This is a genomic window from Kitasatospora sp. NPDC056446 (assembly GCF_042796115.1).
Lineage (GTDB): Bacteria > Actinomycetota > Actinomycetes > Streptomycetales > Streptomycetaceae > Kitasatospora.
Genome location: NZ_JBHTRF010000067.1, coordinates 1 through 24,203, shown reverse-complemented (window position 1 = coordinate 24,203; position 24,203 = coordinate 1). Strand labels below are relative to the sequence as shown.

Here is a 24,203-nt window from a genome sequence, read left to right as displayed (position 1 = left end):
GGGCTGCCGGGAGGCGAGGGCGCCGTCGACGCCCTGGCCGGCGGCGCGGGCGGCCCCGGTGCGCTGGCGCCGCTGCTCGCCACCGTCCTCGACGCCCTCGACGCGGGCATCGCCATGCGCTCCGGGCCGCTGCCCGCGGGCAGCCCCGCCGAGATCACCGCGCTGGTCGGCGAGGCGCTGGCCGACACCGACCGCCGCGGCGCCCTCGCCCGGCTCACCGAACTCCTCGCCTACGGGGCCGCCGACCCCGCCGACCCGGCCTGCGCCGCCCACCTGCACTGCCCGCCGCTCGCCGTCGCCGCCGCCGCGGACCTCGCCGTCAGCGCCCTCAACCCGTCACAGGACTCCTGGGACCAGGCCCCCACGGCCACCGCCCTGGAGACCGCGCTGCTCGCCGAACTCGCCGAACTGGTCGGCTACGACCCCGAACGCTCCGCCGGGGTCCTCACCTCAGGCGGCACCGAGTCCAACTTCATGGGACTCATGCTGGCGCGCGACCAGAAGCTCGACGGCATCGTGGAACTGGACGGCATCCCGGCGGGCGTCCGGCCCTGCGTCCTCGCCTCCGAGGCCGCGCACTTCTCCGTCCAACGCGCCTGCGCACTCCTCGGGCTCGGCGAACGCGCCGTCATCCCCGTCCCGGTCGACCGTGAACTCCGGATGCGGGAGGCGGAGTTGGAACGGGCGATGGCCGAAGCCAGCTGGGCGGGCCGGACCCCGATCGCCATCGTCGCCACCGCCGGAACGACCGACACCGGAGCCATCGACCCGCTGTCCGCGGCCGCCGACCTCGCCGGCCGCTACGGCGCCTGGCTGCACGTGGACGCCGCGTACGGCGGCGGAGCCCTGCTGTCCGACCGGCTCGCCCCGCTGCTCGACGGCATCGCCCGCGCCGACTCGGTCTCCCTCGACTGGCACAAGCTCGGCTGGCAACCGGCCGCCGCCGGGGTCTTCCTGGCCCGCCGCGCCGAGACGTACGTCTCGCTCGCCCGCCGCGCCGAGTACCTCAACCCGGTCGACGACGAGCAGGCCGGCTACCCCAGCCTGCTCGGCCGCTCCCTGCGCACCACCCGCCGAGCCGACGCCTTCAAGCTCGCCGTCACCCTGCGCACCCTCGGCCGTGACGGCCTCGGCCGCCTCGTGGACGCCTGCCACGACCTCGCCCGCGCCGCCGCGGACGCCGTCCGCGCCGACCCCTCGCTCGAACTCCACGCCGACCCCGTCCTCACGGCCCTCCTCTTCCGCTACCGGCCGCCGGGCGTGACGGACGAGGCGGCGCTGGACGAGATGAACGGCCGGCTGCGACGGCTGCTGCTGCGCACCGGGCGGGCGGTGGTGGGGCGTACCGAGCTCCCGGGGGAGGGCCCGGGGCGGGTGCGGCTGAAGCTGACGCTGCTCAACCCGCACACGACGGTGGGGGAGGTCGGGACCCTGCTGCGGGAGGTGGTTGGCGCGGGCCGGAAGGTGGCCGGGGAGCGCGCGGGGTAGGGCGGTCGTGCCTTGCGCCGTGACGGTCGGGGTACCGGGCGCGGCGTACGGGGGCCGGGCGCGGGGTACGGCGGCCGGCCTCCGGTCGCCGGGGCGGGGTGTCCCGGCCGGGGCCGACGGGTGGTCGGCCCCGGGGCGGGTCAGCCGCCCATCAGCACCTTGTGGGTGAGCTCCCAGGTGTGCGGGTCGGCGGCGACCAGCAGGCCGTCCTCGCAGCCGGGCGCCTCGGGGCGGTAGGGGACGCCGTCCAGACGGGCGGAGACACCGCCGGCCTCGGTGACGAGGAGCGAACCCGGCGCGTGGTCCCAGGGGAGGGTGCGCCAGTAGAGGAGGAAGTCGAAGCGGCCCTCGATGAGGTCGGGGTACTCGATCCCGGCGGCGTGCCGACCGGGGAGGATCTCGCCGAAGGCGGTGGCGTTGGCCTGGATGCGGCTGCGGTGCTCGGGGTCGAGGTAGCGGCTCTTCACCGAGCCGCGCAGCTCGGCGGCGTCCCGCGGGGCCGGCGGGCGGGTGAGGCGCTCGCCGTCGCGCCAGGCGCCGGAGCCCAGTTCGGCGCTGTACGCGGTGGCGGTGGCGGGCTGCCAGATCCAGGAGGCGACGGTCCGGCCGGCGCGGACGAGGGAGCACATCACGGCGTACTCGGGGCGGCCGGCGACGAAGTTGGCGGTGCCGTCGACCGGGTCGACCAGCCAGGCGGCAGGCTCGTCGTGGAGGGCCCGGGCCAGTGAGGGGTCGGCGGAGACGGCCTCCTCGCCGACCACGGGGACCGGCAGCAGCTCGTGCAGACGGCGGGCGATGATGGCCTCGGCCTCGCGGTCGGCGACCGTCACCACCTCGCCGGGGGCCTTCTCCATGACCTCGCCGGCGGCCAGCGCCCGGAAGCGCGGCTCCACCACCTCGGCCGACGCCTCGGCGAGTATCTCCGCCACCTTGTCCATCAGCACGTTCGCGCTCCCTTCGCTGCCTACCACTCTCCCACGAGTGGGAGGAAGGGGTCGGCGGCGGACGGGGGTGCGGACAGCCAACAGGCGACAGACTTCAGATGACAGCCAACGGATAACAGATGACAGATGACAGCTGACAGATTTCGAAATCTGTCAGCTGTCATCTGTCATTCGTCATCTGTTCCCGCGCGCCCGGTGCGACTCGCCTGCCGTCGCTGTCCGGCTGGTGCCCCGGCCGCTGCCCGCCCGCCCGCCGTCAGCCGCCCAGGTAGTGGAAGCCGGGGCGAGGGTGCATCAGGAACTCGTGGTGCGAGATGTTCCATGCGTACGCGCCCGCCATGGCGAACAGCACGCGGTCCGCCGCCCGCAGTCCGTCCGCGCCCTCGGCGGCCCGGGCGAGGACGTCCTTCGGGGTGCAGAGCTGCCCGGCCAGGGTGGCCCGGCCGGTGGTGACGGCGGGGCGCCGCCACGGGTGCGGCCAGGCGTCCACCGGGAGCACCGCGAAGGGCTGGGAGTGCCCCCGGGTCGCCGGGGTGCGCAGGTGGTGGGTGCCGCCGCGGACCACCGCGAAGTCCTCGCCGTGGCTCCGCTTCACGTCCAGCACCTCGGTCGCGTACCAGCCGCAGTGGGCGGTGAGTGCCCGGCCCGGCTCGATGCGCAGGGTGAGTCCCGGACGGGCGTCCAGCAGCTCGGCCAGGCCCTTGCCGAAGGCCGTCCAGTCGAAGTGCGCCGCCGGGTCCTCGTAGTCCACGGCCATGCCGCCGCCGATGTTGACCTCGGCCAGTGGGAAGCCGTGCCGTTCGGCGAGCGCGGCCGACCAGGCGACGATCTGCGACGCCACCGACAACTGCTCCGGCGCCGCGAGCCCGCTCGCCAGGTGGGCGTGCACACTGCGGAGCCGCAGCTGCTGCCCCAGCGGTCCGCCGCCGGTGAGCAGCCGGACGCACTCCCCGGCGCGGTCCGGGTCGAGGCCGAACGGTGTCGGCCGTCCGCCCATGGCGAGCGGCACCGCGTCGAGCGCGTCCGCGGCGACCGCCAGGTTGACCCGGAGCAGCACGTCCACGACCGTCCCCGGCCGGTCCGTGAGCGCGGCGGCGAGCAGGTGCAGCTCGTGCTCGCTCTCGACGTGCCAGCGGTGCACCCCGGCCGCCACCGCCGCGGCGATCTCGGCAGGGGTCTTGCCGGGCCCGCCGAAGGCCAGCGGGGCGTCCGGCACGGCGGCCCGCACATGTGTCAACTCGCCTCCGCTGGAGACCTCGTAGCCGTCGACGGCGGAGCGGAGCGCGGTGAGCAGCGGCGCTTCCGGATTGGCCTTGGCGGCGTAGTACAGCTCGACCCGGTCGGGCAGCGCGGCCCGGACGGCGGCGGCGTGCTCGCTCAGCGCGGCCAGGTCGTAGACGTAGGCGGGCAGTTGGTCGGGGGCGAGGGCGGCGACGTGGTTCCGGACGCTCTCGGTCGGCCGGACGCCGTCGGTCGGGTTGGCACGGGCGGGCGGGCGGGCGTTGCGGGCAGGGCGGCTGGTCTCGCTCATCGGGCGCTGCTCCCGGCGGGAAGGCGGACGGGCAGGTGGGCGGGCCCGTGGACGGGAACGCGGGCGTGTGCGCGGGCGGGCATACGGGCGGCCTCGGCGAGGACGGAGCCGGCCAGCGGGGAGGGCAGCCGGACGTAGCCGGCCTCGCGGTCGGCCTTGCGCTCCCAGCGGGTCAGCAGGTTGGCCTTGGCCGGCAGCGGGACGCCGGCGAGCAGGGCGCGCAGCCGGGGCGGGCAGCCGTGGGCCGCGGCGTACTCCTCCAAGGTGTCCCGGACGGCCCGCCAGAGCGCGCACTCCAGCTCGGGGTGGCGGTCGGCGAGGGCGGCGAGCAGCTCGGAGACGTGGTTGACCAGCAGGCAGTAGACCACCCGGTCCCAGCCGCGTTCGGCGTCGTACGTCATCGGGCCGGCCACCTCGGGCGGGAGTTCGGCGATGTCGGCGTTCGGCCCGGGGACGAGCTTGGTGCCCTCCAGGTCGCGGAAGAGCACCTGGGCGGGGTGCCCGGTGGCGTCCACGCCGATCAGCACGTTCTGCAGGTGCGGCTCCAGTATCACGCCGTGGTCGAAGTAGGCGGCCAGTACCGGCGGTACGAGCAGTCGCAGGTAGGCGCGCCACCAGTCGAGTGCCGCCTGGTCGTCCGGAACGTCGCTCGGACTCCGTTCCAGCAGGCGGGAGATGTGAGCGGAACTGGTCGGGTGTTCGTCGGCGACGGCGGCCGCGAGCAGCGGGGTGACACCGGGGCGCAGGGCGCTCCCGAGGCCCTCGCGGACGATCAGGCCGAAGCCCTCGTACAGCGCCCGGTCGGGCCGGCCGTCGGGGCCGGGCAGGGCCAGGGTGCGGAAGGCCGGTTCGCGCAGCATCGCCGCGTCGGGGAAGCGCCGGGCGAGGTCGGCGAGCGCCGGGGCGAGCAGCCGGGTGAGCGCGACGGCGCCGGTGAGCTCGTAAGCGGCGTTCTTGCGCAGGCAGTTGGTGATGCGCACATTGAGGCTGAACTTGAGGAAGGCATCGGCGCCGTGCAGGGTCCGCACCGAGGCGGTGGCGGTGAAGCGCTCGCCGCGCGGGCCGAGGTCGAGGATGTCGCCCCGCCGCATGGCCCTGCGCAACAGCGGGTGGTCGCCGATGAGTCGGTACTGCCAAGGGTGGGCCGGCAGCAGCCGGTAGCCGTCCGGCACCTCGCCGAGCCCGTCCAGCAGGGCGCTCGTGCCGGCGTCCGACGACTCCTCGGCCAGCAGCCCGGTGCGGACGGCGAGGTGGCGCAGCGGGAAGGCCGCGCGGGATTCGGGCGCGTAGTGGCGCCAGTCGCCGCGCGCGGCGGAGCGGGACTTGGGGGCCGGGTGGAAGCGGTGGCCGAACAGCAGGGCCTGCTCGGACTCCAGGTAGCGGTCGGCTCCGGCGGCCGGGCGGCCGTCCAGGGCCTGGCGGAGGCCGTCGTGGCTGGACGTCACCTGGTCGAGGAACTCCTCGTTGACCGTGCCGGTGCGCAGCTCCAGCTCGTCCTGGATGTACGCGGCCAGCTCGTGCCAGCCCAACTCGTGCCAGCCCAGCTCGTGCCAGCCCAACTCGTGCCAGCCCAGCTTGTGCCAGCCGGGCTCGCCCCAGCCCGGCTCGCCCGAGCCGTCGTCCCGTTCGACCTCCACCGGGCCGGTGAAGCGGTGCGCGCCGAGCAGCGAGGTGCGGCGCAGGGCGACCCGTAGCACGGTGCCGCGCCGGGGCAGGCGCAGCAGCAGGCGGCCGTCGACGACGGCGGTCTGGTGTTCGGGTGCGGAGACCTCGCGCAGCAGGCAGTTCAGCAGGGTGTGGGCCACCGCCTCGTCGGCGGTGGGCAGTTCGCCGCAGGCAGGCGCGTCGGCGGGCTGCTCGGAAGGCTTTCCGGCGGGCTTTCCGGCGGCCTTCTTGACGGCCTTCGCGGTGGTCTGTCCGGCGTTCTGCTCGGCGGTCATCGGCGACTCCAGCGCTGGCGGAGGGACGGGAGGGTGAGTGCGGTGGCCGCGACGGCGGCCAGCAGGGCGGCTGCGGTTCCGGCCATCACCGGGGCGGCGGCGCCGAACCGTCCGTTGGCCAGCGCGGCGACCGTGCCGGCGGCGACGGCGCCGCCCTTGGAGACGAGTTCGAGGGTGCCGAACATCCGGCCCGGCGCCCGCCCCTGGGCGGCCCCGGCGGCGAGGACGGCGAGGCAGACGAGGCCCAGGGTGAGCCCGATCCCGAGCAGCAGCCGGACGGCGACGAACACCGGGAGCGAGTGCGCGACCGCGTGGCCGGCGAGGCCGAGTGCGACGAAGCCGAAGCCGAGCGCGATCCCGGTGTGCGGGCGGTGGCCGAACAGGCCGAGGGTGCGGGCGGCGAACACCAGGTAGCAGAGGTGCGGCAGGGCGAACAGCAGGCCGGTGGTGGTGCCGTCCACACCCGGCAGGCGCTGCTGGGCGAGGGCGATGAGGTACGGGAAGGAGATGACCGTCGCGAAGACGAAGGCGGACTCGAAGACGTAGAGCGGCAGGAGCGGGGTCGTGGCGGTCCTCGCGGGCGACCGCCCGGCAGTGGTGGCCCCCGGTACCGCCGGGCGCTCCGGCTCGGGCAGCAGCGCGAGGAACACCGCTGCCGCGAGGGGGAGCAGGGCCATCACCAGGTACTGGCGGTGCGGGCCGATCCACGGGGAGAGCGCACCGACCAGGACCGGAGCGGCCACCAGCGCCGCCCGTGCGCTGCCCTGCATGAGGGTGAGCGCACGGGAGAGCCGGGCCCCGTCGAGCGCGGCGGCCAGGTAGCCGTTGGTGGCGGCGAAGGTCCCGCCGAGGAAGCCCTGGAGGACCAGCGCGAGGGTGAAGGCGGGCAGGCTGTCGGCGGCTCCGGCCAGCAGGAACGAGACGGTGAGGCCGAGTTGGGCGCGCAGCAGCAGTCGCTTGCGGCCGAAGCGGTCCGCCAGCCGGCCCCACAGCGGCGCGCCGAGCGCGCTGAACACCGTCGGGACGATGTACAGCACGCCCGCCCACCGGGCTTCGGGGTCACCGAGCGTCGGCAGGATCGCGGTCAGGTAGGGCGGGAGGCCGAGCGCGGCGAAGGACGCGACGAAGTAGCAGGCCGCGACGGCGTGCACCTGGCGCCGGCCGAGCCCGCCGGACTGCTCGGACGGGCGCCGAGACTGCCGTGGCAGGGTCTCCACGGTCACCGGGCGGGACCGTCCGGCGGTGGGTTGTCGCGAAGGTCGTCGTGCGAGTGGTCGTGCGGGTGGTCGTGCGGACGGTCGCGTCGCTGGTCGTCCGCGACGCCGGGCGGGCTGGGCGGGCCGATCAGGCCGGGCGGGACGCTCTGCGACAGCGAACCCGGCTGGTCGCGGAGGTAGTTGGGCCCGCTGGTGTAGTGCTTGTTGATGTCGGCGGCGCCCGAGCGCTGCTTGCTGAGCAGCGTCCCGGCGGTGACCATCGCCTTGACCGGCAGGCGCTCGGCTTCCAGCAACGCGGCCCGCAGCGGTTCGCCCACCGGCCCGAGCCGCTCCACGGCCTCGGCCGTGCGTTTGCGCAACAGGGCCAGGACGTCGTGGAGTTCGGCCCGGCCGTGGTCGGCGAGGCCGAAGGCGAGCGCGCCGGCGCACAGGTGGACCGTGATGGTGGCGAACAGGTCGGTGAGCGGCCGGTCGTCCTCGCCGAAGATCCTGGCGTCGTCGAACTCGTCGGCGGTGGGGGCTAGTTCACCCAGCGTCTCGGCCGTCCGGGAGCCGTGCACGCGCGGACCGTCGTTGTCCTTGTAGAGCAGCCGCAGGCCGTCCCGGTCGAACACCAGCGAGGTGTTCTGCTGGTGCGACTCCAGGGCGATGCCGTAGCCGAACAGCGTCGCCTGCCAGTCCAGCAGCAGCTCCGACACGGCGTCGTGGCAGGCCAGGACGTCACCGCCGTGGTAGCGGTCGGCGAGGTGGTCGATGACCAGCCGGCCACCGGGTGCGGGCGCCAGCAGGGCCGCCAGCGGGATGGTCGACGCCCGTTCCAGCCCGGCCGGGGAGCGGCGCAGCAGGACCGCCAGCAGCTCGTGCCCGGCGTGCGCCCAGGTCTGCTCGTCCGCGTGCAGGATCCGGTCGGCGAACCGTGGTTCGCGTTCCAGTACGGCCTCGACCAGCCGTTGCCCGGCGGCGCCGTCGAGCAGTGTGCCGGGCTTGATGGTGCGGCGGTTGAGGCGGCCCAGGGTGGCGGTGGCGAGCGGGAGTTTGAGATGGCAGGCGGGGTCGTCGGCGACGGCGACGGTGCGCATGGACAGGGTCGGGACGACGGTCAGGTACGGCCGCTCGGCGAGCACCGCGCGACCGGCCAGGCCGGTGGCCGCCAGGGCCTCCTCCAGCGGGGCGCCGACGGTGAGCGGATGGACCGGCAGGGTCGTCCAGCCGTCGCCCGGGCACCGGTCGGCGAGGCCGAGCCAGGCCGGGGTGGGCCACCAGCTCGGTAGCGGGCGCTCGCCGTGGACGGTCAGCGCGCCGGGCGGCACGGCCAGCCAGCGCAGCTCGAATGCCGGATGGAACTCGGGTGCGTAGGAGAGCAGTTGGTGATCGGAGAGGCCGGACCGGCCGCGCGCGGTCGGGTAGACCGGGTGGTCGAGGTAGGCGGCCAAGGTGTCATGGCCGAGGGCGGCGGCGAGGCCGGTCCAGTCGGCCGGGTCGGCGCCGTAGAGGTCGGTCAGCCGGTCGTGCACCCCGGCCCGGGACCGCTCGTGCAACTCCATGGTGGCGAGGGTCTGTCGGCACTCCTCGGCGAAGGCCGCCCAGCCGGGCCGGTCCTCGGCCTCGGCCGACTCGGCGAGGGCCGCCACGACGGTGTCCGGGCCGGTGATCCGGCGGCCGTCGAGCTCCAGCAGCGGCAGCCGGGCGGCGTACTCGCACTGGAAGCCCTCCGGTTCGACCGGCAGGGCGAGTCGCGCCCCGGCGGTGGTCAGCCAGGGGCCGTCCGGCCGGTCCACGACGGTGCCACGGGTGCGCAGGCCGAGGACGTCCTCGCGCAGCAGGGCGGAGAGCACCCGCAGGGTGAGCCGATCGGCGGCGGTCCGGGGGCGGGCGGCAGCCTCGGGGCGGCCTTCGGCTGGGGTGGGACGGGCGGCAGCCTCGGGGCGGGCTTCGGCGAGTACGGGACGGTCTCCGGCGGTCACGGGGTGATCTCCCAGTGGTTGGCGGCGAGGAAGCGGGCGACGGCGGAGTCCGCCGCGTCCTGGTCGGCGCCGATCGCCCAGACGACGCCCAGGTAGTCGCGGTTGGTGCGGTAGTGCTCGTGGCGTTCGCCGAGCGGGCGCAGCGGGCGGTAGGCGAGCCGGACGCCGTCGCGTTCCTCGTCGTATGGTCCGGGGGCGGCGGTGAGGATGCCCGCGCGGTCGGCGCAGACCGCCTGGTTGCGGGCCCGGTGCGGGGCGGCCGCGCACTGCTCGGCAAGGTCGGCGGGCAGTGCGCGGCCCAGGTGGGCGCCGAGGATGAGTTCGAACAGGGGAATGCCGAGGATCTCGGCGAGCATCAGGTCGCACTGGTCCCCGATGGCGCGGTAGTTGACCTCGATGATCCGGGCGCGGCCGTCCGGCTGGAGGACGTACTCGGTGTGGCAGGCGCCGAATCCGACGCCGAGCGCGTCGAGTTGGGCGAGCACCTGGTCCGCCGCGGGCTGCCGGTGCGCCGGGACGAAGGTGAGCACCTCCTCGATGAAGGCCGGCGGCGGGGAGACCCGGGTGCGGAATCCGCCGAGGACGTGCCGACGGCGGCCGTCGCCGAGGGTCTCCAGGGTGTACAGCTGCCCGTCGAGGAACTCCTCGACCACCAGGGTGGCGCCGGCCCTGCGGTGCTGGACCTCCTTGCAGCGCCGGGCGAGTTCGGCGGCGTCGGCGACCAGGGTGACGTCCTCGCTGGCCACCCCCTCGCGCGGCTTCACCACGCAGGGGAACGGCGGATCCAGCTCGGCCGGGTCCTGTCCGGGGGCCAACTCGGCGGACCAGACGGTGTCCTGGCCGGTCAGGGCGAGGTGGCGGCGCAGCTGGCCCTTGTCCTTGGCGCGCAGCGTGGCCCTCCAGTCCTTCGCCGGGAGGCCGAAGTACTCGGCGGCCAGGGCGGTCTGGGTCTGGAGGTGGTCGCTGTCGCTGAACACCGCGTCGGGTTCATGGTCGTCGGAGGCCATGCTCCGGCGCGAGACCAGGCTGACGACGGCGCGGAAGTCGCGCACGTCGCACTCCACGACCTCGGGCGCGGCGAACGGGAGCGCGGCGTAGGCCCGCCGGTGGGCGTCGGCGCAGTCGGTGAGGACGGTGACATCGAGCCCGAGCCGAACGGCGGCGGGCAGGAAGCCGGCGGTGACCGAGTCGGTGGGGTTCAGGGCGAGCAGGTAGAGCCGCATGGTGGTCCTCGGTGGGATGACGGAGGAGGAAGGGCGAGCGGACGGCAGCCGGCGGCTGACGGATTTCAACTGACAGATGACAGCTGACAACTTTCGAAATCTGTCATCTGAAACTTGTCAGCTGTCAGCTGTCAGCTGTCAGCTGTCAGCTGCCGGTCGCCGGTCGACAGCCGCGGGTCGTCAGCCGTCAGCTGTCATCCGCTCGCCGGCGTTCGCGGGACGACTACTTGGGCGCGTCCACGCCCGCGGCCTTGGCGATGTCGACGAGCATCGCGTCGGCGGCCTGGACGCCGATGCCGGACATCCAGGTCTCGTCCGGCACGTTGAACACCTTGTTGTTCTTGACGGCGTTCAGGCCCTGCCAGACCGGGGTCTGCTGGACCTCGCTCTCCTTGGTCTTGGTCGGGTCGTCGGCGGTGGTGACGAACACCAGGTCGGCGTCGGCCTGGTTGATCTGCTCGGCGCTGACCTCGACGATGTTCTTGTCCACGTCCTGCGAGGCCGGGCGGGCCAGACCGACGTCCGTGAGCACCACACCGCTGTACGAGGCCTTGGCGTACAGGCGGGTCGGGCCGGCCACGAAGCGGACCACCGACGCGGTCGGCATGGTCCCGTTGGACTTGGCCTTGATCTCATCGCCGAGCTTCTTCGCCCGCGCCTCGTAGTCCGCGAGTGCCTTCTTCGCCTGGTCCTCCTTGCCGAGCGCCTGGGCGTACAGCGCGAGGTTCTCCTTCCAGGGGAAGCCGGTGGTCTCGGCCAGAACGGTCGGGGCGATCGCGTTCAACTGGTCGTACACCTTGGCGTGGCGGACCTTGGAGGAGAGGATCAGGTCGGGCTTGAGGGAGGCGATCAGTTCCAGGTTCGGCTCGTTCATCGGGCCGACGTCCTTGGTGTCCTTGATCTTGTCCTTGAGGTAGTTCGGGAACCCGCCCTCGGTCTTCATGTGCGGGGACACCGCGCCGACGGGCGTGATGCCGAGCAGCGTGACGTCGTCCAGCTCGCCGCTGTCCAGGACCACGACGCGCTTGGGCGCGCTCTTGATCTCGGCCGTCCCGGCGGCGTGCTTGACGCTGCGCGGGAACCCGGCCGCAGCACCCGCCGGGGCGGAGGCCGCGGAGTCGCCGCCGGACTTGGCACCGTCCCCGCCGCTGCCGCAGGCGGCGAGCAGGGTGGTCGAGAGGGCGACGGCGAGGACGGCGACGGGGAGTCGGCGGTTCATCGGGAATTCCTTGGATCGGATCGAAACGGGGGACAGGGAGGGGAGTGGAAGTTCAGGCGGTCGCGGTCGCGGTCGCGGTCGCGGAGCCGGCGGCGGCGCCGGAGCCACGTGCCGCCGTCCGTGCCCGCGCGCGGGGCACGACCAACGGCGTACCGGTCTCCGGATCGGGCACGACCCGGCACGGCACCTGGAAGACGGCCTCCACCAGTTCGGCCGTCAGCACCTCGGACGGCGGCCCGGCTGCCGCGAGCCGCCCGTCCTTGAGCACCACCAGGTGGTCGGCGTACCGGGCGGCCTGCCCGAGGTCGTGCAGCACCATGACGACGGTGCGCCCGGCCTCCGCGTGCAGGTCGGCGACCAGGTCGAGCACGTCGAGCTGGTGGCGCAGGTCCAGGAAGGTGGTCGGCTCGTCCAGCAGCAGCAGGTCGGTCTCCTGGGCGAGCGCGAGCGCGATCCAGACCCGTTGGCGCTGCCCGCCGGAGAGCCGGTCGACCTGCTGGTCGCGCAGTTCGGCGGTGCCGGTGCGCTCCAGGGCCTCTTCGACGGCGGCCTGGTCGGCCTTGGACCACGGGCTGAGCATCCGCTGGTGCGGGTACCGGCCGAGCCGCACCAGCGCCTCGACGGTGACCGCCTCCGGCGTGACGGGCTGCTGCGGCAGCAGGCCCATCCGCTTGGCGAGCGCCCGGGCGGGCATCCGGTGGATGTCGAGGCCGTCCAGGGTGACGGCGCCGGCGGCCGGGTCGAGCAGCCGGACGAGCCCGCGCAGCAGGGTCGACTTGCCGCAGGCGTTCGGCCCGACGATGGCGGTGACGGCGTCGCCGGGCAGTTCGAGGTCGAGTCCCTCGACGATGGTCCGGTCGCCGTAGCGCAGGTCGAGGTCCCGGACGGCCAGCCGGTTCGCGGCGATGGTCGAGGTCACGGCGGAGGTCGAGGTCACGGCGGAGGTCGAGGTCCCGGAGGAGGTCGCGGGGGAGGTCATCGGCTGTTCCTCTGGGGAGGCCGGCCCTGGCGGATCATCAGTACCAGGAGCCAGGGCGCGCCGAGGGTGGCGGTGACGGCACCGACCGGCAGCCCATGGACGGGGATCACGTGGAGGACGAGGAGGTCGGCGGAGAGGAGCAGCACGGCGCCGGTGAGCGCGGTGAGACCGAGGGTGCCGAGGGTGGGCGGCCCGGCGAGCAGCCGGACCAGGTGAGGGACGGCGAGTGCGACGAAGGCGACCGGTCCGGTGAGGGCGGCGGCCAGTGAGGCGAGGGTGATGGTGAGCAGCAGCAGCCAGAGCCGGTCGCGGGCCGGGGTGAGGCCCAGGCCGCCGGCCGAGTCGTCGCCGAGGTCGAGCACGGCGACCCGCCGCTGGGAGAGCAGCACGCCGACGGCGGTCAGCGCGATGGCGGTGCCGCCGATCGACACCTCGTTCCAGTTGCGGCCGTAGAGCGAGCCGGTGGTCCACTGGAGCGCGGAGGAGGCCAGCTCGGCGGGGAACCGTACGATCATCAGGTTCACGGCGGCGGCCAGGCCCTGCTGGACCGCCAGGCCGACCAGTACCAGCCGGGTGACGGCCATCCTCGAACGCCAGGCGAGGCCGCCGAGCAGCAGGGCCGCGAGCAGTCCGCCGCCGACCGCGGCCAGCGGGATCAGCTGCTGGGAGGCGCCGGTGGCGAGCATCAGCACCGCGCCGAAGGAGGCGCCGCCGGTGATGCCGATGGTGTCGGGGGCGGCCAGCGGGTTGCGGAACAGCCGCTGCAGCATCGAGCCGGCCACCGCCAGCCCGGCACCCGCGATCAGTGCCGAGACGACGCGGGGCGCGCGGAACTGCTGGACCACCAGGACGTTTCCGGGGTCTCCCTGGCCGACCAGCGCGCGCAGCGCGTCCCAGACGGGGATGTCGAGCTGCCCGGTGCCGAGCGCGATCCCGGTCAGCAGCACCAGCAGCGCGGCGGCGGCCAGCGACCACAGGGCGGTCCGGGCCCGGCGGCGGGTGAGCGCCCGGGCGGGCAGGGCGAGCGCGGTCACCGGGCCACCTTCCGGGCCAGGACCGCGAGCAGCGGCGCGCCGAGGAAGGCGGTCACGATGCCGACCTCGATCTCGGACGGACTGACCACCAGCCGGCCGAGCACGTCGGCGGCGAGCAGCAGCAGCGGACCGGCCACCAGGCAGCCGGGGAGCAGCCACCGGTGGTCGTTGCCGAGCAGCGGGCGGACCAGGTGCGGGGCGGCCAGTCCGATGAACGCCACCGGTCCGGCGACGGCCACCGCGCTGCCCGCGAGCAGGACGACGGCCAGCCCGCCGACCACCCGGATCCGGGCCACCGGCACGCCCAGCGACTGCGCGGCCTCGTCGCCGAGCGCCAGCGCGTTGAGCGCCGGAGAGACGGCGAGGGCGCCGACCAGGCCGAGGGCGAGGAAGGGCAGTACGGGGAGGAGGGTGTCCAGGTGCCGCCCGGCGATCGAGCCGGCCAGCCAGAACCGGGCCTCGTCCAGGGTGCGGTGACTGGCCAGCATCAGCGCCGAGGTCCAGGAGGTGAGCACCACGGTGAGCACGGTGCCGCCGAGTGCCAGTCGGACCGGGTCCAGGTCCCCGCCGCGCCGGGACATCGCGTACGCGGAGACGGCGGCGACCGCGGCTCCGGCGAAGGCGAACCAGACGTACTCGACCGGGCGGGAGAGGCCCAGCGCGTAGATCGCGGCGACGACGGCGAGGCTCGCGCCCGCGTTGATGCCGAGGGTGACCGGGGAGGCGAGCGGGTTGCGGGTGACGCCCTGGGCGACCGCCCCGGCGACCCCGAGGGCTGCCCCGACGGCCAGTCCGATGAGCGTGCGCGGTACCCGAAGGCCCGTCACCACATCGGCGTCACCGCCGTGGGCGGCGCCGGTGAGGGCGTCGACGACGGTCGACAGCGGGATGGATCGGGAGCCCAGCGCGAGGCTCAGGGCGGCGCACAGCAGGAGCGCGCCCAGGCCGGCGGCCAGCAGCAGGGGCCGCCGGAGCGCCGGGGCGCGGGGCGTCGCCGGGGCTGTGGGGGCCGGCGGATCGGTTCTCAGCACGAGGCGACATCTTAGGTTAGGTTTGCCTAAGTCAGTCAATATCGGGCCGGTTGGGCCTGTTGCGCCGAATGGGTCGGTTGGCTCGATCGGTCCGATGTACCGGCCGATGCGGACCGGTGCCGACCGGTGCGACCGGGGATGGTCACCATGCCGCATGGGGCATTGTAAGGTGAGCCTCACCTTAATCGATCATGTGGAATCGATCTCGGGAGTGTCGATGGTTCCCGGAACACCCCTGTCCGTCACGCCTCACCACGCCCAGCCCGGCGCGGCGTCCGCTGCCCTGCCCAGCCCGGCGTCCGCTGCCCTCGTCGGCGACTACCGGCGCCTGCTGGAACTCTGCCCGGTGCTGGAACTACGCCTGCTCGACGCCGCGGAACCCGCGCCGTCCGCCGCCGACGGCTGGTACTCCGCGGTCGAGGTCGCCACCGACGAACGGGCCCTGGCCGCCGTCCTGGCCGGCGAGGAGGCCCGCATCGCCGACGCGCACGGCCGCGCCCCGCGACCGCACGTCACGGCCTCCCGGCTGCTCCACCACTACGTCTGGTCGGCCTGTCTGATCACCGCCGGACCCTGGCACCTCGCCCGGCGGGTCCCCGTCATCGACCCCGCCGGCCTCTGGCTGCACGCCCCCACCGGCGCGCTCGCGCTGCGTCCGGGCGGACACGTGACCCTCCCCGGCGACGACGAACTCCGCGCCGAACTGCGGGCCGCCGTGGTCGCGCACTTGGAGCCGGTGCTCGCCGCGTTCGCCGGGCCCACCCGGCGCCGCGACCGCGCGCTCTGGGGCATGGTGACGGACGATCTCGCCTCCGCCCTCTGGTACCTCGGCCGGATGCTCGGCGGTCAGGACCCCTCCGTCGCCGTAGCGGAGGAGGACGCCGCCGTCGCGGCCGCCGAGGCGGTCCTGCCCGGCGGCACCCTGCCCCTCCCGGGCGCCGCCGACTTCCGCCGCCTGCACACCCCCGACGGGCGCGCCCACCACACCCGCACCCGGCTCGGCTGCTGCCTCTACTACGCGGTCGAGCCCGCGGCCGTCGCCTGCCTGACCTGCCCGCGGACCTCCGACGAGGAGCGGCTCCGGCGGCTCTGACAGCCGGCTCCGGCAGCTGTCTCCGACGGGAGGAGTGCGGACGGCCCGAGGGCAGTGGACCTGACGGGTCGTCCACAGGCTGGCCCCGCAGGGAGGTTCGCTGTCAGTGGCATCGGCTATGGTCGCGGGCATGATCGATTCCACGATGCGGATCCGGGTCGCCCGCCCCTCACGCGACCTCGCGGCGGCCGAGCGCTTCTACGTCGGCGGCCTCGGCCTCGGTGTGCTGTGGCGCACCACCGAGCGGGTGTCCGGTGAGCACGACCTGCTGATGGTCGGTCCGCCCGGAGGCGCCTGGCACTTCGAGCTGACCCACGACCCGGAGCATCCGCTGGAGCCCACCCCGACGGTGGACGACCTCTTCGTCGTCTACCTCGGCGCCCCGGTCGACGAGGCCCTGGTGGCCCGGCTGGAAGCGGCCGGCGGCACCCGGGTCAAGGCCCACAACCCGTACTGGGACGAGTTCGGCGTGACGATAGCCGACCCGGACGGCTACCGGCTGGTCCTCTGCTCCCGCACCTGGGGGGAATGACCGGCCGGATCCGTTCCGTGCCCCTCGCGAGCCGCGGGGCCGGGCGCGGGCTCTCCGGCGCCGCCGCGCAGGACCGCTACGCCCCGGTCCAGGTCCACACCGAAGCCCGGGGGCGACCCGGCCTGCGCGTCGTCCCGCAGCGCGAGCTGCTCCCGCTTCTGTTCGACCTGTATCCGCTTGCCCGGGCTGAACAGCGCGTGCAGCTCGTCCAGCCCGCCGGCACCCATCCCCGCACCCGGGCCGCGCTTTCGCGGGCGCGGTGACGACTCGTCCCGGATCTGCAACGCCGCCAGCACCATCAGCCCCAGTACCGCCGCCACCGCCGCCGCCACACCCACGATCAACCCCATGCCCGCTCAACGCCGCACCGGTACGGCGGCGTTCCCGGCACGCCTCCCCGGGCGGCCCGGCCGTGCCGCAGGCCGCTCGGGGCCCGGTGCCCACCGGATACGCTGCCGCACGAAACTGCCGCACGAAACGGAAGGGGCACCCCTCACCATGACCGTACGCGGAACCCTCGTGGACATCCCGACGGCGGACGGCACCGCCGACGCCTACCTCGCCCACCCCGACGACGACCGGGCCCACCCGGGCGTCATCCTCTACATGGACGCCTTCGGGCTCCGGCCGCAGTTGGAGCGGGTGGCCGACCGGCTGGCCGGGGCCGGGTACACCGTGCTCGTCCCCAACGCCTTCTACCGGAACGGCCGCGCGCCCGTCGTCGAACTGCCGGAGCTCATCGACGTGGAGAACGCCGAAGAACTCTTCGGCCGGATCATCCCGCTGCTCGCCACCCTCACCCCCGAGGCGACCTCCCGGGACGCGGACGCCTTCCTGCGGTGGCTCGCCGACTCCCCGCTGGTCCAGGACGGACCGGTCGGCCTCACCGGGTACTGCCGGGGGGCCGTCCTCGCCCTGCGGACGGCCGCCACCCACCCGGACCGGATCGCCGTCGCGGCCGGTTTCCACGGCGGGAGCCTCGCCACCGAGAGCCCCGACAGCCCGCACCTCGGGGCCGATCGGATCACGGCCGAGCTGTACTTCGGCCACGCCGACCAGGACCCGTCGCTGCCGCCCGAGCAGATCGACCGCCTCGCCCAGGCGCTCACCGCGGCCGGGGTCCGGTTCCGGGCCGAGGTCTACGCCGGGGCGCCGCACGGCTTCACCCAGGCCGACACCACCCGCTACGACGCGGCCGCCGACGAACGGCACTGGGAGGCACTGCTCGGCCTGCTGAAGCGAGCCCTGCCGGCCTGAGGCCCGTCGGCCGGCTGCCGGCTGCCGCTGGTACGGTCCGCGCCCGATCTGTTGGTCTCCGGTTCACTTCCCGGACGGGCGGCCGTCGGGCGCCGGAACAGCCCGGCGGACAACGTCGGCGTTCTGACGAGGAGTCCGGCCGCGCCGCCCAGGAAACAGGGGCACCGGGGGAACGGGGCGACGCGGCGGACCAAGGGGGGATCGCAGGTGCACAGCATGCAGGGCAAGCGGGGAGGGCGGGCCGGGTCGGGCCTGCCGGACGTCCGGGAAGCCATCGCGCAGGTCTTCGCGGAGAGCACGCCCGGCGGGGTGCGAACGGGCGAACTCGACCGGGAAGGGCGCGCGTTGCGCTGGGTGGAAGCCGGACAGGGCAGCGGCGCGCCGGTGGTCCTGGTCGCGGGCTGCGGCGCCTCCTCGCTCACCTGGGGGTCCGTCCTGCCCGAACTCTCCCGCCACGGGCGGGTTGTGGCGTACGACCGGGCCGGCCTCGGCGCCAGCGACCCCCACGCCGCCACCGACCGGGCCGTCGGCCGGACCGCGCCGACGCTGGGCGGCCAGGTCGAGGACCTCGCCGCCCTGGTGCGGCACCTGGACGCCGGCCCGGCCGTCCTGGTCGGGCACAGCTGGGGCGGCCAGCTGGCCCAACTCCTCGCCTGGCAGCGGCCGGATCTGGTGGCCGGACTGGTCCTGGTGGACCCGGCGCACGAGGAGTTCCAGCCCCCGTCCATCCGGGTCGCCGAAGCCGCGCTCAACCGGCTGTGGCTGCTCCGGACGGCGCTGGCGACCTCGTCGCCCGGCCCGGGGCAGTCGGCGGACCGGGCGGACCGGGCGGACCGGGCGGACCGCTCGGCCCGGGCCGAGGCGGCCGTGGTGGCCTACCCCCACCAGCGGTGGACCGTCCTCGCCGAGAACCGGCTGACGGCCACCGCCGTCCCCGAGATCCGGCGGCGCCGTTCCGCCGCCCGCCTGCCCGAGGTGCCGGTGGCAGTCCTGAGCGCGACCGAGGGGCTGCCCCGGGTGCTGCGGTCCCGCTGGACGGCCCTCCAGTCCCAGATCGCGTCCGGCGCCACCAGGGGAACCCACATCGTGGTGCGCGGCGCGGGCCACGCCATCCACGCCGACCGACCCCGGGCCGTCATCGCGGCCGTCCTGGAAGTGGCCGACCACGCCCGGTACGCCCGGAGCACCTGACCACTACTTGTCAGCCGTCCTCAATTCCTTTTCACATCCGGTCTGCTGTGGTCACGACACGCTCTGGCACACTGTGTGCCGACGATCCGGCGGGGCGGGTCACGACACACTGGGGGACCGGGGTATGGGCGGGGCTGGCAGAGTGCTCGGCGGGCGGTACCGGCTGGTCGAGAAGATCGGCGGCGGCGCGATGGGCTCGGTCTGGCGGGCCGAGGACACCGTGCTGGCACGGCAGGTGGCGGTCAAGATCCTGCGTTCGGAGCTTTTCGAGGACGGCACCGCCACCCAGCGCTTCCGCCGTGAGGCGCAGCTGGTCGCCGCGATCGACCACCCCGGTGTGGTGGATGTCCACGACTACGGTGAGAGCGGCACGGACGGCGACGACCGCTGCGCGTACATCGTGATGGAGCTGATCGAAGGCAGTCCGCTGGACCGCGTCCTGGAGGACAGCGGCCCGATGGCCGTCGAGCGGGCGCTGGGCCTGGTGGCCGACGCCCTGGACGGGTTGCACGCCGCGCACCGGCGGGACATCGTGCACCGGGACGTCAAGCCCTCCAACCTGATGGTGCGCGACGACGGCCGGGTCGCCATCACCGACTTCGGCATCGCCAGGGCGGTCGCCAGCACCAAGCTCACCGCTCCGTTCGCGATCATCGGCACCGCGCTCTACATGTCCCCGGAGCAGGCCGAGGGATCGAGCCTCGGACCGGCCTCCGACCTCTACTCGATCGGTGTGGTCTGCTACGAACTGCTGGTCGGCGTGCCGCCGTACTCCGGTGAGGGGCCGTTGCAGATCGCGCTGAAGCACGTCAACCAACCGGTGCCCGAGCTGCCGGAGACCTTCCCGGCGGCGGTCCGGGCGCTGGTGGCCAAGGCGCTGGCGAAGAAGCCCGAGGATCGGTTCGCGGACGCCGCCGAGATGGCGGCGGCGGCCCGTGCGGCGATCGGCGGGCAGGAGGGCGGCGCGGAGGCGGGTGCGGAGGCCGGCGCGGCCGACACCGGGACGCTGCCCCTCCGGCCGGGGGCGGGCTCGGCTGCCAAGGACGGTGCTGCCAAGGACGGTGCCAAGGACGGTGCTGCCAAGGACGGTGCTGCCAAGGACGGCGCTGCCAAGGGAGGTGCGGCTCAAGGCGAGCCGGCCGAGGGCGGCGCCGCCGAAGGTGAGCCGGTCAAGGCCGGAGCGGCCGGGGCGGTGGTCGTTCCCGTCGTCGGCGGCGCCCCCGTACCCGTGCCGGACGAGGTCGCGAAGGTGGAGCCGCAGCCACAGCCGCACGCGCAGACCGAGCCTGGCAAGCGCCGGTCGCGGCGTACCGTGCTGATACCCGTGATCATCCCCGTCATCATCTCGATGGGCACCGCCACCGCTCTGCTGATCGACCGCAGCGCGGGCGGCTCCGACGCGGGTGCCTCGCCCGCCGTCCAGCCGACCGTCGTGGTCACCGTCTCCGGGAACCCGGCCGCCGGCACCCCGACGGCCGCGGGCACCACAGCGCCGGCCACCCCGCCGCCGGCCGACAGTCCGGCGGCCACCCCGGTCGCCGACCAGCCCGCGCCGGGCACCCCCAACCCGCAGCAGCCCGTTCCGGCCCCGGCACAGGGTGCGTCCGGCGGCGGTACGAGCGGTGGCACGGCGGGCGGCACAGCGGCCGGCGGCCGCAGCGGCGGCGCGGCCACGACCTCCGGTGGCGGTACGTCCGGCGGGAGCTCCGGGGGCGGTCAGGCGAACCAGCCCGGCGGCGGCGCCGGCGGCAACCCGCCCGCGCCGCCGGCGAACCAGAACCCGCAGCCCCCGGCCCAGACCACGGGCGGCGGCACCACCGCGGCCCCGCAGGTCCCGGCCCGGCCCCCGTCCTGCGGCGGCAGCAGCTGGACCACCATCGTCAGCGTGAAGGACGGTCGCCCGATCGGGATGGGCAGCGACAACCTGAGCGGCGGCAACCCGATCGTGGTCGGCGGCGCCTCGCAGTACGGCTGGGTGCGGTCGACCAACCCCGGCGCGTGGATCCTGTTCAACGCCTGCAACAGCGGTGGCCCCGCACTCGTCCAGACCATGGACGGGAAGGTCGTGTTGAGCGACGGGTACAGCTTTCTCACCAACTGGACCGTCCGCAACGGCAGTACGGCGAACTCGTACACGCTGGCCGACTACATGAACTCGACCTGCATGACCAACAACGGTCCGGGCAACGCCGTCACTTTGGTCACCTGCACTCCGGGCAACGCGAGTCAGGAGTGGCGCTTCCAGTAGCGGCGACGGGCATCGTCCCGCCCCGCCTCACCTCGCCCCGCCCCGCCCCGACTGCCCCGGCGGTCGGGGCGGTTGTTGTCCGCGGGGTGAAAATTGGCAGGCGGGGGGCGGGGTGTCCTGGGAGGCTGCCGGGGTCACTGCCGCCGTTGCGCGAAGGAGGAACCATGGGGTCCGGTACCGAGGCATCGTCGCCCGGAAGCCCGCTGCTCGAAGGACCGGTGCTGGAGGGCGAGTTCGTCCGTCTGGAACCGCTGGGGCCCGGGCATCTCCCGGGCCTGGCACTCGCCGCCGAGGAGGACCGCGGCGAGTACGGGTTCACCTGGGTGCCGTCGGCGGATGGGATGGGTGCCTACCTGGAGGCCCAACTGGCGCGGCGGGCAGCGGGATTGCTGGCTCCCTACGTGCAGGTGGACCGCGCCTCGGGCCGGGTGGTCGGGGCGACGGCGTTCTGGGATCCGCGCCGCAGGGCGGAGGACGGTTCGCTGTTCGCGATCGAGATCGGGTTCACCTGGCTGGCGGCCTCCGCACAGGGGAGCGGGCTGAACACGGAGGCCAAGTACCTGTTGTTCCGGCACGCCTTCGAGGTGTGGGGGGTGGCCCGGGTCGACCTCAAGACCGATGCCCGCAACGGGCGTTCGCGCGCGGCGGTCGAGAAGACGGGGGCCACGTTCGAGGGCGTCCTGCGGAACTGGTCGCGCTCGTGGGCGCCGGGGGAGGCGGGGCTGCTGCGGGACTCGGCGATCTTCTCGATCACGGGGGAGGAATGGCCGTCCCGGCGGGCCGGGTTGGAGCGGCGCCTCGTGGAACTGCGGGAACGGCGCGCGATCCCGGCGGATTAGCAGCCGTCCGGCCGATCGGCAAGGGGGCGGGGTGGCGGACCCTCGCCACCCGTGTGTCAAGGGACCGTATGGAAACTTCTACACAGATGTAAAAGTCGATCGCCGACCGATCGGGTCCGCCCGCCGAACCCCCGTTCGGTGGGCGGGCGCCTGTCGGCGCAGGCGGCCGGACGTGCTTCGTGTATTGACCACTTGCGAGTTGAGATGAATTGCCCCGTTTTGCCCACCACATGAACATCCTTTACCTGGTGGCGGGACCTGGCCAATAACTGAAGCAGACCTGTCAATTCACCTGCTGGATTGTCATGCTTCTGGTCATCCCCCAGCGGCAGCCCCCACCCCCACCCCTTGGTGGCGAGCCGCTCGACTGCACGGGATTTCAGCACGTCAGCGCCCGTTCCGCCCCACAGGTGCCGACCCCGGCCCCCGGGACGCGGCGTGACCGCGCCCAGACGCGGTTTCCCGGAAGGACTCGTACGTGAAGCGTAAGCTCGCGGCCGTCGCCGTACTCTCGGCCACCGCCCTGCTGACCGGTGTGATCCAGGTGAGCACCGCCGCCCAGGCCGTCCCCGCCGCCTCGCCGCAGGCCCAGGCCGCCCGGCAGCACGCCACCGTGCTCGCCGTGGCGAGCGGCCAGGCCGGCCCGCTGGCCAAGGCGCTCGGCCTCGGCGACAAGGAGCACCTGGTCGCCAAGGACGCCGTCGTCGACAAGGACGGCACCCGTCACCTGCGCTTCGAGCGCACCTACGCCGGACTGCCGGTCATCGGCGGCGACCTGGTCGTCCACCAGAAGGCCGACGGCGCGGTGAAGTCCGTGTCCAAGGCGGTCTCCGCCCGCATCGCGCTCCCGAGCGTGACCCCGAAGGTCCCGGCTGACCAGGCCGCCGCGCAGGCCACCGGCGCCGTCAAGGCCACGGTCGGGGTCACCCTCGATGCCGACGAGTCGCCGCTGGCCGACGTCCACCAGACCGGCAAGGCCGAGTTGGTGGTCTGGGCCACCGACGGCAGCCCCCGCCTGGCCTACCGCACCACCGTCGAGGGCGTGCGCGCCGACGGCACCCCGAGCAGCCAGATCCTGGTCACCGACGCCGCGAGCGGCCAGGTGCTGTCCACGCACGAGAAGGTTCAGACGGCGGCGGGCACCGGCAACGGCGTCTTCGTCGGCCAGGTGCCGCTGACCACCGCGCAGAGCGGCTCGCAGTACCAGCTCAAGGACGACAGCCGCGGCGGCCAGTCCACCACCGACATGAACAACGGGACCTCGGGCAGCGGCTCCCTGTTCGCCAACACCAGCAACAGCTTCGGCGACGGCACCACCGGCAACCGCGAATCCGCTGCCGTGGACGCCCAGTTCGGTGCCGCCACGACCTGGGACTTCTACAAGAACACCTTCAGCCGCAACGGCATCCGCAACGACGGCGTCGGCGCCCTCAGCCGGGCGCACTACGGCTCCAACTACGTCAACGCGTTCTGGAGCGACGACTGCTTCTGCATGTCGTACGGCGACGGCAACGGCAACTCCGCCCCGCTCACCGAGATCGACGTGGCCGGCCACGAGATGACCCACGGCGTCACCGCCGCGACCGCCAACCTGAACTACTCGGGCGAGTCCGGCGGCCTCAACGAGGCCACCTCGGACATCATGGGCACGATGGTCGAGTGGTACGCCAACCTGCCCTCCAACCCGCCGAACTACTGGATCGGCGAGCTGATCAACCTGCGCGGCGACGGCAGCCCGCTGCGGTACATGGACCAGCCGAGCAAGGACGGCCAGTCCGCCGACTACTGGGACGCGAACGTCGGGAACCTGGACGTCCACTACTCGTCGGGTGTGGCGAACCACTTCTTCTACCTGCTGTCCGAGGGCAGCGGCACGAAGACGCTCAACGGGTTCAACTACAACAGCCCGACGTACGACAACTCGACGCTCGCGGGCATCGGCCGGGACAAGGCCGCGCAGATCTGGTACCGCGCGCTGACCACGTACTTCACCTCGACCACCGACTACGCGGGCGCCCGTGCGGCCACCCTCAGCGCGGCGGCCGACCTGTACGGCTCGGGCGGAGCGGAGTACAACGCGGTGGCCGCCACCTGGACCGCGGTCAACGTCAACTGAGCCGGCGCGAAGGGCCCGCGCGGTTCAAAGGATGCCTCGCCGGAGGCAGTTGAGCCGGGGGAACTGAGCGACGGACGACCGGACGGGTCCCGCGCCGAACTCGGACAGGAGTCGAGCGCGGGGCCCGGCCGGGCCCGGGCCCGGAGTCGGGCGGCCCGAGCCCGGGAGAGCGTCCGCGCGGTGCCCAGCCGGGCGTGGGTGCCGGCCGGCGGGGCCGAACGGCGGGGGGGGCCGGGGGAGGGACCCCGTCAGCCCCCGCGCTGTTGCCTTTCGGACGGTGCGGCCGGGCAGGTGAGGGTGGGAAGCGCGGGGGGGCGACGCAATCACAAGGGGCGGGGGCCGGCGGGGCGGAGGGGT

General features: G+C 74.2%; 19 protein-coding genes. 8 read left to right on the top strand and 11 right to left on the bottom strand.

Annotated elements, in window-relative coordinates:
* The first annotated feature begins 3 nt into the window (after window positions 1-3).
* Window positions 4-1,488 (top strand): pyridoxal phosphate-dependent decarboxylase family protein, encoded by a 1,485-nt coding sequence (locus ACFQ6N_RS30860; protein ID WP_380656154.1) that lies wholly within the window; start codon window positions 4-6, stop codon window positions 1,486-1,488.
* Window positions 1,489-1,628: 140 nt separating this feature from the next.
* On the opposite strand, the gene ACFQ6N_RS30855 is transcribed toward ACFQ6N_RS30860, so the two are convergent.
* From ACFQ6N_RS30855 to ACFQ6N_RS30810, 10 genes are all read right to left on the bottom strand, one after another.
* The gene (locus ACFQ6N_RS30855; RefSeq protein WP_380656151.1) at window positions 1,629-2,426 is read right to left on the bottom strand and encodes an inositol monophosphatase family protein; all 798 of its coding nucleotides are present in this window, start codon (window positions 2,424-2,426) and stop codon (window positions 1,629-1,631) included.
* A gap of 262 nt (window positions 2,427-2,688) precedes the next feature.
* The gene (locus ACFQ6N_RS30850; protein WP_380656102.1) at window positions 2,689-3,963 is read right to left on the bottom strand and encodes a type III PLP-dependent enzyme; all 1,275 of its coding nucleotides are present in this window, start codon (window positions 3,961-3,963) and stop codon (window positions 2,689-2,691) included.
* On the bottom strand, window positions 3,960-5,903 hold the full coding sequence (locus ACFQ6N_RS30845; protein ID WP_380656099.1) for an IucA/IucC family protein: 1,944 nt from the start codon (window positions 5,901-5,903) through the stop codon (window positions 3,960-3,962). The genes ACFQ6N_RS30850 and ACFQ6N_RS30845 overlap by 4 nt, the downstream gene beginning before the upstream one ends.
* A complete protein-coding gene (locus tag ACFQ6N_RS30840) occupies window positions 5,900-7,126 on the bottom strand; it encodes an MFS transporter (RefSeq protein ID WP_380656097.1) in 1,227 nt (408 codons plus the stop codon). The genes ACFQ6N_RS30845 and ACFQ6N_RS30840 overlap by 4 nt, the downstream gene beginning before the upstream one ends.
* Window positions 7,123-9,084: an IucA/IucC family protein gene (locus tag ACFQ6N_RS30835; RefSeq protein WP_380656094.1), complete on the bottom strand. Its 1,962-nt coding sequence runs from the start codon at window positions 9,082-9,084 to the stop codon at window positions 7,123-7,125. Before ACFQ6N_RS30835 ends, ACFQ6N_RS30840 begins: the two co-directional genes overlap by 4 nt.
* On the bottom strand, window positions 9,081-10,307 hold the full coding sequence (locus tag ACFQ6N_RS30830; RefSeq protein WP_380656092.1) for an acetyl-CoA carboxylase biotin carboxylase subunit family protein: 1,227 nt from the start codon (window positions 10,305-10,307) through the stop codon (window positions 9,081-9,083). Before ACFQ6N_RS30830 ends, ACFQ6N_RS30835 begins: the two co-directional genes overlap by 4 nt.
* A gap of 223 nt (window positions 10,308-10,530) precedes the next feature.
* A complete protein-coding gene (locus ACFQ6N_RS30825; protein ID WP_380656090.1) occupies window positions 10,531-11,526 on the bottom strand; it encodes an ABC transporter substrate-binding protein in 996 nt (331 codons plus the stop codon).
* A 52-nt stretch (window positions 11,527-11,578) separates the two neighbouring features.
* Window positions 11,579-12,505 (bottom strand): ABC transporter ATP-binding protein, encoded by a 927-nt coding sequence (locus tag ACFQ6N_RS30820; RefSeq protein ID WP_380656088.1) that lies wholly within the window; start codon window positions 12,503-12,505, stop codon window positions 11,579-11,581.
* Window positions 12,502-13,539, bottom strand: coding sequence for a FecCD family ABC transporter permease (locus ACFQ6N_RS30815; RefSeq protein ID WP_380656086.1), 1,038 nt, complete (start codon window positions 13,537-13,539; stop codon window positions 12,502-12,504). Before ACFQ6N_RS30815 ends, ACFQ6N_RS30820 begins: the two co-directional genes overlap by 4 nt.
* On the bottom strand, window positions 13,536-14,570 hold the full coding sequence (locus ACFQ6N_RS30810; protein WP_380656084.1) for a FecCD family ABC transporter permease: 1,035 nt from the start codon (window positions 14,568-14,570) through the stop codon (window positions 13,536-13,538). Before ACFQ6N_RS30810 ends, ACFQ6N_RS30815 begins: the two co-directional genes overlap by 4 nt.
* A gap of 193 nt (window positions 14,571-14,763) precedes the next feature.
* Here ACFQ6N_RS30810 and ACFQ6N_RS30805 point away from each other — a divergent pair, with 193 nt between their 5' ends.
* Together ACFQ6N_RS30805 and ACFQ6N_RS30800 are read left to right on the top strand one after the other, a co-directional pair.
* Window positions 14,764-15,663 carry a (2Fe-2S)-binding protein gene (locus ACFQ6N_RS30805; protein WP_380656082.1) on the top strand — a complete coding sequence of 300 codons (900 nt, stop codon included), beginning with the start codon at window positions 14,764-14,766 and terminating at the stop codon, window positions 15,661-15,663.
* Between the two features lie 130 nt (window positions 15,664-15,793).
* Complete coding sequence (locus ACFQ6N_RS30800) at window positions 15,794-16,195, top strand: VOC family protein (protein ID WP_380656080.1); 402 nt, start codon at window positions 15,794-15,796, stop codon at window positions 16,193-16,195.
* On the opposite strand, the gene ACFQ6N_RS30795 is transcribed toward ACFQ6N_RS30800, so the two are convergent.
* The gene (locus ACFQ6N_RS30795; RefSeq protein ID WP_380656077.1) at window positions 16,156-16,545 is read right to left on the bottom strand and encodes a DUF6191 domain-containing protein; all 390 of its coding nucleotides are present in this window, start codon (window positions 16,543-16,545) and stop codon (window positions 16,156-16,158) included. The two genes, ACFQ6N_RS30800 and ACFQ6N_RS30795, sit on opposite strands and share 40 nt — an antisense overlap.
* 148 nt (window positions 16,546-16,693) lie before the next feature.
* Here ACFQ6N_RS30795 and ACFQ6N_RS30790 point away from each other — a divergent pair, with 148 nt between their 5' ends.
* The 5 genes from ACFQ6N_RS30790 to ACFQ6N_RS30770 all read left to right on the top strand — a co-directional run bounded on the left by ACFQ6N_RS30790 (window position 16,694) and on the right by ACFQ6N_RS30770 (window position 23,846).
* Window positions 16,694-17,452 carry a dienelactone hydrolase family protein gene (locus ACFQ6N_RS30790; protein ID WP_380656075.1) on the top strand — a complete coding sequence of 253 codons (759 nt, stop codon included), beginning with the start codon at window positions 16,694-16,696 and terminating at the stop codon, window positions 17,450-17,452.
* Window positions 17,453-17,668: 216 nt separating this feature from the next.
* Entirely contained in the window at window positions 17,669-18,643 is a 975-nt protein-coding gene (locus ACFQ6N_RS30785; protein WP_380656072.1) for an alpha/beta fold hydrolase, read from the top strand.
* A gap of 124 nt (window positions 18,644-18,767) precedes the next feature.
* Entirely contained in the window at window positions 18,768-20,891 is a 2,124-nt protein-coding gene (locus ACFQ6N_RS30780; RefSeq protein ID WP_380656069.1) for a serine/threonine-protein kinase, read from the top strand.
* Between the two features lie 164 nt (window positions 20,892-21,055).
* Window positions 21,056-21,730 carry a GNAT family N-acetyltransferase gene (locus ACFQ6N_RS30775; protein ID WP_380656066.1) on the top strand — a complete coding sequence of 225 codons (675 nt, stop codon included), beginning with the start codon at window positions 21,056-21,058 and terminating at the stop codon, window positions 21,728-21,730.
* A gap of 478 nt (window positions 21,731-22,208) precedes the next feature.
* The gene (locus ACFQ6N_RS30770; RefSeq protein ID WP_380656063.1) at window positions 22,209-23,846 is read left to right on the top strand and encodes a M4 family metallopeptidase; all 1,638 of its coding nucleotides are present in this window, start codon (window positions 22,209-22,211) and stop codon (window positions 23,844-23,846) included.
* Window positions 23,847-24,203 lie beyond the last annotated feature (357 nt).